Origin of the sequence: Enterobacter cloacae complex sp. 2024EL-00214, from assembly GCF_043945575.1 — a bacterium.
GTDB classification, from domain to species: Bacteria; Pseudomonadota; Gammaproteobacteria; order Enterobacterales; family Enterobacteriaceae; genus Enterobacter; species Enterobacter cloacae_P.
In genome coordinates this window covers 104,087-116,821 of record NZ_JBIMRC010000010.1, presented here as the reverse complement: position 1 = coordinate 116,821, position 12,735 = coordinate 104,087, and the positions used below count along the sequence as shown (strand labels likewise).

Annotated in this window: 11 protein-coding genes; 3 read left to right on the top strand and 8 right to left on the bottom strand. The window is 56.5% G+C overall.

The genetic code is table 11. The features are described from left to right. Positions 1–3: 3 nt before the first annotated feature. Positions 4–2,244: an EAL domain-containing protein gene (locus tag ACHHZ6_RS13170; protein WP_395122340.1), complete on the bottom strand. Its 2,241-nt coding sequence runs from the start codon at positions 2,242–2,244 to the stop codon at positions 4–6. A gap of 351 nt (positions 2,245–2,595) precedes the next feature. On the opposite strand from ACHHZ6_RS13170, the gene ACHHZ6_RS13165 reads away from it, so the two are divergent. After that, positions 2,596–2,784 carry a YfgG family protein gene (locus tag ACHHZ6_RS13165; protein ID WP_182272256.1) on the top strand — a complete coding sequence of 63 codons (189 nt, stop codon included), beginning with the start codon at positions 2,596–2,598 and terminating at the stop codon, positions 2,782–2,784. On the opposite strand, the gene ACHHZ6_RS13160 is transcribed toward ACHHZ6_RS13165, so the two are convergent. Beyond that, entirely contained in the window at positions 2,781–3,671 is an 891-nt protein-coding gene (locus tag ACHHZ6_RS13160; RefSeq protein ID WP_395122338.1) for a LysR family transcriptional regulator, read from the bottom strand. The two genes, ACHHZ6_RS13165 and ACHHZ6_RS13160, sit on opposite strands and share 4 nt — an antisense overlap. Positions 3,672–3,769: 98 nt before the next feature. On the opposite strand from ACHHZ6_RS13160, the gene ACHHZ6_RS13155 reads away from it, so the two are divergent. After that, the gene (locus ACHHZ6_RS13155) at positions 3,770–4,975 is read left to right on the top strand and encodes an MFS transporter (protein WP_395122336.1); all 1,206 of its coding nucleotides are present in this window, start codon (positions 3,770–3,772) and stop codon (positions 4,973–4,975) included. A gap of 90 nt (positions 4,976–5,065) precedes the next feature. On the opposite strand, the gene ACHHZ6_RS13150 is transcribed toward ACHHZ6_RS13155, so the two are convergent. Next, positions 5,066–5,512 (bottom strand): helix-turn-helix domain-containing protein, encoded by a 447-nt coding sequence (locus tag ACHHZ6_RS13150; RefSeq protein WP_182272259.1) that lies wholly within the window; start codon positions 5,510–5,512, stop codon positions 5,066–5,068. Positions 5,513–5,620: 108 nt separating this feature from the next. On the opposite strand from ACHHZ6_RS13150, the gene ACHHZ6_RS13145 reads away from it, so the two are divergent. Next, positions 5,621–6,841: an MFS transporter gene (locus ACHHZ6_RS13145; protein WP_395122335.1), complete on the top strand. Its 1,221-nt coding sequence runs from the start codon at positions 5,621–5,623 to the stop codon at positions 6,839–6,841. A gap of 65 nt (positions 6,842–6,906) precedes the next feature. Here the strand turns inward: ACHHZ6_RS13145 and iolB are convergent, their stop codons facing one another. The 5 genes from iolB to ACHHZ6_RS13120 are packed head-to-tail and all read right to left on the bottom strand — an operon-like array spanning position 6,907 to position 12,735. Beyond that, entirely contained in the window at positions 6,907–7,731 is an 825-nt protein-coding gene (iolB, locus tag ACHHZ6_RS13140; RefSeq protein ID WP_182272260.1) for a 5-deoxy-glucuronate isomerase, read from the bottom strand. 9 nt (positions 7,732–7,740) lie between these two features. Continuing rightward, on the bottom strand, positions 7,741–8,631 hold the full coding sequence (gene iolE / locus ACHHZ6_RS13135) for a myo-inosose-2 dehydratase (protein ID WP_182272261.1): 891 nt from the start codon (positions 8,629–8,631) through the stop codon (positions 7,741–7,743). Positions 8,632–8,645: 14 nt separating this feature from the next. Next, positions 8,646–10,550: a 5-dehydro-2-deoxygluconokinase gene (gene iolC / locus ACHHZ6_RS13130; protein ID WP_395122333.1), complete on the bottom strand. Its 1,905-nt coding sequence runs from the start codon at positions 10,548–10,550 to the stop codon at positions 8,646–8,648. Between the two features lie 12 nt (positions 10,551–10,562). Further along, complete coding sequence (locus ACHHZ6_RS13125) at positions 10,563–11,696, bottom strand: Gfo/Idh/MocA family protein (RefSeq protein WP_395122332.1); 1,134 nt, start codon at positions 11,694–11,696, stop codon at positions 10,563–10,565. 10 nt (positions 11,697–11,706) lie between these two features. Next, positions 11,707–12,735, bottom strand: coding sequence for an ABC transporter permease (locus ACHHZ6_RS13120; protein WP_182272264.1), 1,029 nt, complete (start codon positions 12,733–12,735; stop codon positions 11,707–11,709).

Sequence of the window (12,735 nt, the reverse complement as noted above, 5' to 3'; positions counted from 1 at the left end):
GGCTCAGGCGTCCACCTGCGACGCCCCGGCTTGCGACAGCGACTCAAGGGCAACCGGTTTGCCTATCAAATATCCTTGTACATAATCGATACCTAGCGCGTGAACCGCGCTATGTATCTCTTCAGTTTCCACATACTCTGCCACCACCAGCATTTTCTTCATTCGCGCCAGATGGCAAATGGACGCGACTATCTGATAATCCAGGCTGTTACTGACGATATTGCGAATAAAGCTGCCGTCTATCTTGAGAATATCGGCATCCACGCTTTTCAGCCGGGCATAGCTCGCATAGCCGGTACCAAAATCATCGATCGCAATGCGTACGCCCATTTTTTGCAGTTGCCTGAGTGTCTGTATTGCCTGCTCCGCACTCCCGAACGAGCTGCACTCGGTCACTTCGAATATCAGTTGCCAGGCCTCCACGCCATATTTTGCCAACAGACGGCTCACCTCAAGCGGGAACTGCGCCCGACACACGGTTGGTGGTGCCAGATTAATGGCAAAACGCTGACCAGGCAGCCTGTCACGGTGTTCAGCCAGGAAGCGTAAGGTGCGATCCAGTACCCACAGGTCAACGCGCGACGACAAACCAAACTCCTGGGCTACGGGCAGGAACCGATCGGGAGAGAGCAAAGTGCCGTCCGTATCCGGCATCCGCAGCAATACTTCGTGATAACAATCGCCACGCAGCCCCCGGACAGGCTGAACCATCAGGGTAAAGGCATTTCGGTCGAGCGCGCTTTGCAGACGCCCCATCATCGCCACTTTATCCTTCAGGGTGCGCTGTAAATGGGTGACACCACGCTGCTGCAGGTTCTCCGGGTGGTTGGTCGAGAGCGACAGATCGGCAATCACGCTCAGCTCACCCAGCATCAGGTGGAGATGGTTTACCGGCGAGCGTACATAGCAATAGCTCACCCCCACCTGAGGCTGCAGTGGTATCCCATCCCAGATAAAGCGGAATTCCTTGATATGCGCATCCAGGGCATCAATGCGCTGCTGGTGCGATTCCACATTGAGCCGCACAGCAAGATCATAACCGGTCAGGTGATAAACCCGTTCATTGGGCTGGAGCGTACCGTTAATCCATTGCGCCAGCTGCTGTTTATACTGAATACGCAACATCACGCCGTAGTTCCGCCCCAGAACTTCCAGCTCAGGAATACGTAATAAGCAGAGCGCTGACCACGGTGATTTAGCCAGATCGCGCGAAAGCGCCCGCAGGTTCGGCATGTGTACCACCGGGTCGAGAAGCGCCAGCCTGCGGGAACGCATATTAATGGCGCGCTGCCGTGTTGCCAGCATCGACATGTAAATCACCACAAACGAAAACACCAGATAGCTGGATGAGGTGATCGCCAGCTGAATGTCATACCCCTGCTGCAGCGGAATGTAACGGTAGAAATAGTGAATCGACACCAGCAGAACCGGCGTCCAGATTATTGACATCAGCTTATAACCACAGCGCATCGCGCCCCAGAGCATCACTGGCATCAGCAACGACAGGGTGTAGTTGGTACTGAAAATAGAGCTGTTTTCATTCATCGGGATCAGGAGCAGCGAAAGCAGCCCGCCCATCACCGTAACCCAAAGCAGAGATTCGATAACCGTGACTTTTTTGTCTATCTGCAAACGGATCTGGGAAATAAATCCCCTGATATACCGTGGATGACGGATCAGCCGGATAAGCAAGTAGCTCAGCGGCACACCGGTAAGCCCACTGACTAACAGCGCCTGATAGTTAATGAGCGTACAAATATTGAGAGGGTTCAGCCCCGCCAGGCTCTGACGGCTCTCATAGATACCAAGATAGGCCGCAAACTGAAACAACAGCAGGAACAGCGTCGCCGGGCAAAAGACCTGCCAGAAGAGACGCTGAGCCATCAGGCGCACATCGCCATAAGCGGTCATATTGCGTCCGGGAGCAAACACGCGGTAGCCGCCCCAGCAGAGCACTAAGGGGACAATAAAATGAAATATGCTGGCGACGGTTTCAAACAGCCCAACCGACGTGTAGTAGCGGAACAACAGCGACAACACGATCCCGGGGAGCGCTTCCAGACCAAAGAACATCATCAGTGAAAGCAGGAACGAGAGCGGCAAATAATACAGTGCCACAATACCGTCGCCCATTTGCGTAAAGGTATTCGCCACGCTAATCGCAGGCAACAGAACGACAGGTAAAATAAGAGGGAGCGCCCACCAGCGATCTTTATTGTGACTCAGGAAGGGGATAATTTTCATAGATGCCCGGTTAAACCCCTTTCGCTCCAGAGGGAAAATGAAGACAGGCATCCGACCTGACATACATGCCGCCCGAAAGAGTACAGAGCGAATATCGTGGAGGATGGATTTTAGTTATCGGGGCCGGGAACCCGTTGACTTAAATCAAACTATTTAATCTGAACGCCCCTTATTTACGATTTTTTTGGTTACTTTCTTTGTTGTTATCAACGTAATAAATGCATAAGTTACGTTCAATAACATTAACAAATGTAAATGTTGACGGTTTTTTACACATCACAGAATTGACCCCGTCTTCCCACTGTGCCTTAATAACCGTATCGCCCAAAAGGGTATGCCCAGGAAAACACAGTGAGTCAGGCCACGCGTATGCACAAACGACATCGGTTTAACACTCGGATGACCCGCATCATACTGCTCATCAGCTTCCTGTTTTTCTTTGGCCGCTTTGTTTACTCCTCCATTGGTGCCTGGTATCACCACCAGGATAAAATGCAATCTCAGCAAACCAGTCTGTCCGTCGACACTGCCGATCGCTAAGCCAGCGGCGTATTTTGCAGCATCCGTATAATGGCAGAGATCCCTTTACTCAGGATTTTGTCCTGACGCATTACAACAGCCAGTTGGCGCTGCAAAACCGGTGTCAGTGAATGCACACTCAACCCTTCACAATCGGCCAGGTTTTCCACCGCCATTCGCGGCACGATGCTGTAGCCAAGCCCTGCACGCACCATACGTTTGATAGCCTCAATGCTTCCAAGCTGCATCACGGGCGCTATCGCGATCCCGCAGGCCTCAAACCAGCCGTCAATTAGCGCACGCGTGCCACTTCCCGATTCGAACGCAATCAAGGGCTGAGCGTGCAAGACCTCTGGCGTCAGCAGATCCCACGGGCCGGGCTGCTCCTGCGAAACAATAAAGACGAACTCTTCATTCATCACCGGCATGACATCCAGCGTGCGCCCGCTGACAGGCAGCGTGACCAGCCCCATGTCCAGACGATTCTCTTCAATCGCCCGAACAATATCGAGCGTGTTCCCGGTCGTGACGCCCACCTTTAATAACGGGTAATCGTTTCGTAGCTGTTGCAACAGCGGGGGCAAAAGATGGATACAGGCTGTTGCCCCCGTCCCGAGCGTGATTGTGCCGCTGACCTCGCGGTTAAACTCGCTGACGGAACGAATAGCCTCATCCACTACCTGTTCAATACGCTCCCCGTGGCTTAACAGTGCCAGCCCGGCAGCGGTGGCTTTAATGCCGCGCCCTGTACGTTCAATCAATCGCGTCTGAAGAAATTGCTCAAGCTGGCGGATTTGCAGGCTAACCGCAGGCTGAGAAAGGCCAAGCACATCCGCTGCGGCTGAAAAGCTGCCCCGCTGTACCACCAGGCGAAAAGTCGCCAGATTGCCCAGATTTAGCGTCGTCATTCAAAGTTTCTCTTATACAGGTCATAAGGTCACGAGCCTGCCAGCACAATACCGCGCCCGTTATGCTGAGGACAACTGCATTAACGGAATGAAAAATAATGGAAACACCTGCACTTCCCCGGTGCCTCTCTCTGACTGCCGGTTGCAATCAGCTCATCAACTGGGGTATCTCTTTTTACATGCCGGGTACCTTTGCACAGGCAATTGCCCACGACCGGGGATGGTCATCACCCGACATCTATCTCGGCCTGACTCTCGCCATGCTGATGATGGCCGCCGTCTCCCCTTTTGTCGCCCGCTTGCTGGCTCGCTTTGGCGGGCAACGTGTCGTGATGGGCGGAACCTTACTGATTGCCGCAAGCTGTGTAGTAATGACGTATACCTCTACGTTAACGGGCTGGTACGGCATCTGGCTCATCACCGGCATTGGCATGCGTCTTTCGCTGTATGACGCGCTTTTCGCCTCTCTGGTAAATCTCTACGGCCAACAGGCCCGACGTACGATTTCCCGTGTAACGCTGGCAGGTGGCCTGGCATCTGCCGTATTTTGGCCATTGGGCGATGCGTTACTCAAGGTGATGCACTGGCAGGATGCGCTTCTGATTTACGCCCTTTTTGGCCTGCTGAGTGCTGTGCTTATCTGCCAACTGCCTCACCACAAGCCTCCCGTCATTGTAAAAACAGAAGCGTCTGTATCGAAAGATGACCCGCATAACGGATGGCTCTATGCGGCATTTATCGCTCTCATCACCTTTGTCTCTAACGGTACGTCTACACATCTGCCGGAATTTATCGCCAGCTTTGGCCTTCCGGTTGGCATCGGGATACTATGGGGATTTGGTCAAACTGGCGCAAGGCTGATGGAAGTGATGGCAGGTACGCGCCTGACACCGCTCAGGCTGACGCTACTGACCTCGCTTGCCATGCCGCTCTGTTTTCTGGTCGGGCTGGGCGGGTCGAAATTTGTGTGGCTCGCCGCCGGATTTGTGCTGGGGTATGGTGCGATAAACGGGTTGGTGACAATAGTCAAAGCCACGCTGCCGCTGGAGTTGTTCAACGCTGAAAGCTATGCCAGACGCACCGGGGTATTGCTTATCCCGGGACAGCTGATGGCGGCGGCATCTCCGTTTGCCTATGCGTGGCTGAATAACATGCTCGGGATTGCCGGAGCACAATGGTTTTCCCTGAGCCTGACGCTGGTCATCGCTGCGCTGGCGGTCGTTATTGTGCGTCGTAACAGGCACATCCGCCCAGAATCTGTCAGCAAAATGTATCCCACCGTATCCCGGCAACCTCGCGGATAACCCGATACAAAAAACCATCAGGAGCAAACATAAAGACGATAACATACGCCCGCATTCAGCGGGCCTGAATGACAAAGGAGAAACCGGGCTTCACTCTACCTTTTTCACCCGGGTACCGACCGCTGTCAGTACCGTGCCGTCCTGCGCTGTCAGGGCCATAAATGGAACCGGCTTTCCGGTACGGTTATCAACCAACAATGAATGGCGTTCTCCTGGTTCGAACAAATGTTGTTCCCCCCATTGCCGCAGCGCCACGACGATGGGGAACAGGCTTTCCCCCTTCGTCGTCAGGACATACTCCTGATACGCCGTACCATCTGAAGCGCCCTGCATGGCCAGAATGTCCGCATCAACCAGCTTTTTCAGTCGATCGGACAGAATGTTTCGCGCGACGCCCAGGCTGCGCTGAAAATCGCCGAACCGACGCATTCCATCAAAGGCATCACGCACGATAAGCAGCGACCAGCGATCTCCGATAAGATCGACACAGCGAAGCACGGGACAAAATTCATTTGTTGTCGGTTTACGGGTCGACATAGATTTCCTCGCTAGCGTCAGATTGCGATAACCAGTTGCATTTTAAAACCACATACCCTAGCATTCAACCAGTTTCATTTTGAAACCAGGTTGCATGAAGCCGGGATCGTGAAAACATCGCTAACATCGCCACTACCGTCAGACAGACAGAACACCACTGACATGCCCCGCAGCCTGATATGGCTGTTTTCCATCGCCAGCGGATTAAGCGTCGCTAACGTCTATTACGCACAGCCTTTGCTTGATGCGCTGGCCGGGGACTTCGGTATCAGTCACGCGGCTGTTGGCGGCGTTGTTACCGCCACGCAACTCGGCTGCGCGCTGGCTTTGCTGTTCGTTGTTCCATTGGGGGACAACGTGGATCGCAAACGCCTGATGGCAATACAACTGTTGGCTCTTGTGGCCGCGCTGATATCCGTCGGCATAGCGCAGACTTCCTCAACCCTTTTGGCAGGCATGCTCGCCACCGGCATGTTGGGTACCGCAATGACGCAGGGGTTAATTGCTTATGCCGCCAGCGCCGCGTCGCCCCATGAACAAGGGCGCGTCATTGGTGCGGCACAAGGTGGCGTGTTTATTGGCCTGTTACTCGCCAGAGTGTTCTCCGGCGGCATAAGTGACATAGCAGGCTGGCGCGGAGTATATCTCTGTGCCGCCGTGCTTATGGTCATCATCGCATTTCCACTGTGGTGGAAACTCCCCCGTCTGCCAGCCGTTCCCACTGTAATGAGCTATCCGCAACTTATTGGCTCAATGCTGACCCTGCTACGGAAAGAAAAAGTGCTGCAAGTACGCGGCATACTGGCCTTGCTGATGTTTGCTGCGTTCAATATTTTCTGGAGCGCACTGGTGCTTCCACTGAGTTCGCCACCCTATAACTTCTCACATACCGCGATTGGGGCGTTTGGTCTGGCTGGCGTGGTGGGAGCGCTTGCCGCTACCCGTGCAGGGCAATGGGCCGATCGGGGGTATGCCCGGAACACCAGCGCGGCAGCGCTGGTCATCTTACTGTTAGCATGGTGGCCATTGTCGCTGATGGACCGCTCGCTCGGCATCCTGCTCATCGGCATCGTGTTGCTCGATTTGGGAGGACAAGCGCTGCATGTAACCAACCAAAGCCTGATCTTCCGCACCCGCCCCGAGGCACATAGCCGGCTGGTTGGCCTTTATATGCTTTTCTATGCCACCGGCAGCGGGTTTGGGGCGATAGGCACGACAATAACCTATGCCGCCGTTGGCTGGCAGGGTGTGTGCCTGCTCGGCGGAACGGTCAGCCTGCTCGCGCTACTGTTCTGGTGGATAACGCAAAAATCCGTAGATCAGGCATAAAAAAACCCGCATTGATGAAAAGACCCCATACAGCAGGTCACTCCATCTTGCGGGTTTAACACGTATCAGGACCGGTTGTGCGCGGGATAATCCTTGTTAATCCACGCGTGGTCATCCTCCCACGTGAACATCCATTTGCGCACCGGGCCTGCCATCACGTTCAGATAGTAGCTGTCATACCCGGCCATCGTCGCCACCGGGTGATAGCCCTTCGGCACCATGACCACGTCACGGTTATAGACCGCCATGCACTCATCCAGCGTTCTGTCGTCGGTGTAGACGCGCTGCATGCAGAAACCCTGCTCCGGGTTGAGACGATGATAGTACGTCTCCTCCAGATAAGTTTCGTTTGGCGGATTATCCGTGTCGTGCTTATGGCTCGGATACGAACTGGTACAGCCTTCGTTGGTCCAGACCTCCACCACCAGCAAACTGTCGGCAGGCTTATCTTCCGGCAGAATATTATGCACATAGCGCTGGTTATGGCCTTTTCCGCGCGCTTCACCGCCAATATCCTGTGGCGCGATCAGTCGCGTCGGGTACGTCCCTTTACCCGGTGCAGAACAGACCGCCAGCTCCAGCTTTGTCAACGCCTTCACCTGCACCGCTTCGTTCGGCGTAACGTAAACCGCCCAGGGTTTGATCCGCTCGAACGGGCTCATCCGCTCACCGATATCGCTAAACTGCGCCGTGGGAGTGCTGATGGCGGCGCGTCCGGCCACCAGCACCAGACAGCGCTCTTCACCGACGGCGGGCAGCGTCAGCGCCTGCCCCTCCTCCAGCTCATAAACGTCAAAGCCGACGTGCCCCCAGCCTGCACGTTCCGGCGTGACTGACTGCGTACAACCTTCCGCGTTGGGCTGCTGCCAGCGTGATAACAGACGTGACATGTCACCTCCTCAGATAAGCCCGGCGTCACGCGCCAGGCGGCTCAGATTGTTATATCCCAGACGGGCATACGTGAGCGGGTGTGCGATAGCCGGATCCTGCTCAGCTTCCACCACCAGCCAGCCCTGATACTGGTTCGCTTTCAGCAATGCCATAATCGGCGGGTAGTTCACGCTGCCGTCGCCCGGCACGGTGAAAACGCCGCTCAGCACCGCATCCAGGAAGCTGGTTTTGCGATTTTTGACGTCGGCCAGCACGTCGGCACGGACATCTTTGCAGTGAACATGATTAATGCGGGATGCCCAGCGCTGCGCGACCACCAGCGGATCGACGCCGGCAAAGGTCAGATGACCGGTATCCAGCAGTAGCCCAACCTCTTCACCAGTGTGAATCATCAGGTTATCCACGTCTTCAGCGGACTCAATCACCGTCCCCATATGGTGATGATAGGCAATCTGAACGCCCTGCTGTTGCGTATAGCGGGCAAACGCGGTGAGCTTTTCTCCGTACTCTTTCCAGCGTTCCTGCGGGAAGCGGGGACGCAGGTGAACCGGGGTCTGCTGCTCGCCATGAATGCAGCCGCTCACTTCAGCGAAAACCAGCACCTTCGCGCCCAGCTCACGCAGTAACGTGAGGTGCGATTGCACGGCGGCAATCTCCTCCTCCACGCTGCGCTCCAGTAAACGACCGGAATACCAGCCGGAGACCAGTTGTAAATCATGACGCTGCAGAATGGGGCCAAGCAGTCGCGCTTCACGCGGGAATTTGTTGCCCAGTTCGAAACCGGCAAACCCGGCCTCTTTTCCTTCGCTCAGACAGGTATCCAGTGGCGTCTCCGCGCCAAGAGAAGGCAAATCGTCGTTGGTCCATGTCAGCGGGTTAATGCCTAATTGCACAGTCATCTTTGTCTCCTGAATTATGCTTGTCCGCGCTCACGCCACCAGGCGATAAGCTGCAGGTAGTTGTCCCGGATGCGTGCGACCAGCTGCGCATCATCAATATCGTGTTTCAGCCACGCGCGGGAGGCATCGCCAAACAGCGTGCGCCCCACGGCAAACCCTTTCACCAGCGCCTGACCGGCGGCGGCTTTGAAATCGGCACGCAGTTGCTCTGCCGGCGCATCAAGCCCGAGGATCACCACACCACGACAGTGCGGGTCACGGCGTTCAATGATCTCGCCCAGCGCCGTCCAGCCAGCGGAAGAGAGCGGCGGCAGTTTCCACCAGTCGGGGTAAATCCCCAGGTTGTAGAAGCGGGAAATGGCACGCAGATACAGCTCGTCACTGCGCGGCATGCTGGCAGGCAGGATCACCTCCAGCAGCAGCTCATGCCCGGACTGGCAGCAGGCGTGGTACACCTCGGCGATTTTCTGCTCCTGCTCCAGACGCAGGCCATGCGCATCTTCCGGATGGAAAAAGACCAGGCATTTCACCACATGTTCCTGCGGCCAGCTGATGAGCTGGGTACCGATATTGCCGTGCTCCATCTCCAGCGGACGGGAACCTGGCAGCTCAATCGGACGGCCAATCCACCAGCCTTCACCGGTAATCGAATTCAGCGCGTCCTGACCAAAGGTACCGTCACACAACAACCCGGCTTTACCTTCCAGCCCGGCGCAGTTTGCCGCCTCGCGGCTGGCCTGCAGGATCAGCTGCTTCAGCGCCGGAATACGCTTCAGAGACGCACCGCACTGCATCGCCATTTCTTCAAGCTGGCTACGGTGATCGAAGGCCATGACGCACAGCTCCGGCCATTGACGCCGACGGGTCGTGACGCGGTGCAGATGGTTGAGATGCGGGTCGAGGTCGGGACGCGGTACCTGCGCTGCACGGGAAAGGTAATCATCCAGCTCAATTTTTCCCGGCATTGCGGGGGCACAACCGTGGCGCGACACCACCAGCGCCCCACAGGCGTTAGCATAGCGGCACGCCTGCTCCCAGCCCTCATCGTTAAGATAACCACGCAGCAGGCCAGACATAAATGCATCGCCCGCGCCGAGCACATTCAGCACTTCAACGCGCACGCCGGTCACCGTCAGGCCATCATCCAGACGTGGCGGAATGGCATCGGTATAAACCGAGCAACCCAGCGCGCCGCGTTTGCAGACCAGCGTAGCCTTACTTACCGCGCGAACCTGTGCCAGCGCCTGCAACGTATCGGTGCTGCCGCCCGCGATATGGAACTCCTCTTCGGTGCCGACAATCACGTCAAACAGATGCAGCACCTCCTGCAGCTCGCGGGTCACCTTATTGGCAGCAATAAAGCGCGTTTCGCCGTCACCTAATGAGGTCAGCCCCCACAGTACCGGGCGATAGTCGATATCCAGTACCGTGCGCAAACCGTGCCGACGGGCGTAGTTCAGCGCCGTCAGTACCGCTTCGCGCGTTTGCGGATGAGAAAGATGCGTCCCGGTGATGGCAAGACAACGTGCGGAAGCGATGTACTGTTCATCTACATCGCTGGCGGTAATCGCCATATCCGCGCAGTTATCGCGGTAAAAAATCAGTGGAAAGGTGTCCCGGTCTTTAATGCCGAGTAGCACCAGCGCCGTCAGGCGTTCTTTATCGGTAATCAGATGGCTGGTATCGCAGCCCACCTGGTTTAACTCTTCGCGCAGGAAGCGCCCCATATGTTCATCGCCGACGCGCGCCAGCATCGACGAGCGTAAGCCCTGGCGCGCCGTGCCGTACGCCACGTTGCCGGACGAACCGCCGAGATATTTCGCAAAGCTCGACACATCCTCCAGCCGCGCGCCAATCTGCTGGCTGTAGAGGTCAACCGCCACGCGGCCCATGCATATCACATCAAACTGCTTTTCCACGTTGATACCTCTTCAGACAATGTCGTTCACGTTCAGCCAGCGGCCTTGCTGGTGTGAGAGTGCAATGGCGTCAAGTACGCGTGACACCTTCCAGCCCTCTTCGAAGTCCGGCCACATCGGCGTACCGGTGGCAATGCCGTCCACCAGGTCACGCACTTCCACGGTTTTCTGATCGTTAAAACCGATACCATGCCCTGCCCCCATACAAAATGCGCCATAGTCCGGGTGCGACGGGCCAACGAGCAGCGTGCGGAACCCCTGGCGGTTGACCGGATCGTCATGCAGGTAAAGTTTCAGTTCCGCCATCCGCTCCTGGGTAAAACTGATGGCTCCTTTGGTACCGGTGATCACATACGACAGCCCCATCTTGCGGCCACAGGCGACACGGGAGGTTTCAATGACCCCCTGCGCCCCGCCCGCGAAACGCACCATCGCATGAGCCTGATCCTCGTTTTCCACCGCGATCATTTCCGCCGAACCGACCTTCGCCGGGCGCTCCGGCACCACAATCTTCAGGTCACCACAGACCTGCTCAATATCACCGACCAGATAGTGCGCCATGTTGACAATATGCGCCGACAGATCGCCCAGCGCCCCCAGCCCTGCCGTCTCTTTAAAGCAGTGCCAGTGAATGGGGGAAAGCGGGTCGGCCATGTAGTCTTCGTTGTGCGTGCCGTAGAAGTGGATCACCTCGCCAATTTCTCCGCGCGCAATAATCTCTTTCGCCAGCTGTGCCGTCGGGTTTTTCATGTAGTTGAAACCCACCAGCGTTTTCACCCCTGCCCGTTCGGCGGCCTCGACCATTTCACGCGCATCGTGAGCATTCAGCGCCAGCGGCTTTTCCGAATAAACGTGTTTGCCGTGACGAATCGCTTCCAGCGCCATCTCCTTATGCAGATGGTTGGGCGAGCAAATGTCCACCACGTCGATGGCCGGATCCGCCACCAGCGCGCGCCAGTCACCGGTAGAGCGGTTAAAGCCAAACGCCTGCGCCCGTTCGGCCGCCAGTTCCGGGGTCACTTCCGCCACCATTTCGCGTACCAGTTTGCCGCGCAGGTTAAACACCGTCGGTGCCTGGGCATAGGCAATGGCATGTGCCTTGCCGATATACCCGGTACCGATGAGTCCAATGCGTACTTCTTTCATTATTTATCCCTCACAATGCGCCGCGACGGCTCTTGGCATAGGTATCAAATGCCACAGCCAGAACGATAATTAACCCGGTAATAATTTGCTGGTAGTAGGCCGAGACGTTCATCAGTACCAGGCCGTTAATCAGAATGCCCATAATGATCGAGCCGATGATGGTGCCGCCGATACGTCCGTAGCCGCCCATCAGCGAAGTCCCGCCGATCACCACCGAGGCAATGACGCGCAGCTCAAATGAGATCCCGGCCACCGCTTCCGCACTCCCCAGACGCGCGCTGAGGATAAAGCCCGCCAGCCCCGCCAGACAGCCAATCAGCACGTAGACGCTCACCAACACCCGCTTCACGTTGACCCCGGCCAGGCGCGCCGCCTCCGGGTTGCCACCGATGGCGTACACAAAGCGCCCCCAGCGGGTTTTATGCAGTGCCAGGTAACCGCCAATGGCGACCAGAGCAAAGATCCAGATTGGAATCGAAATGCCGAGCAGCTCGCCACGCCCCCACCAGCGGTAGCCCGGGTCGAAACCGGCAATCGGTGCGCCGTCGTTAATCACCAGCGTCAGACCACGCCAGATGGTCATCCCGCCGAGGGTGACGATAAACGGCGGCAGACGCAGGCGCGTCACGCCAAGACCGTGCAGGAAGCCAATGGCAGTCCCCATTGCCAGACAAATGCCCAGCCCAATCAGCCAGCTCATGCCGCCCCAGGCGTTGGGATCGACGGTGGTGAAGTTGTCACCCTTAATCACATACGCGGCAGTCATGGCGCAGACCGCCAGAATGGACCCCACGGACAGGTCAATCCCGGCGGTCAGAATGACGAAGGTCATCCCCACGGCCATGATCCCGTAGATAGACACTTCGGTCAGGATATTGAAAATATTGCGTTCAGAGAGAAAATTGCTGTTCTGCAACTGAAAGAAAATCAGCAGCAGGATCATGAAAATCAACACCCCGAAGCGCTCAAAAAAGGCGATGGGATCGATGCGCCCGGCGCGTTTAACCGGAACCTGCGTTTTAGAAATCATTTGCGTCAT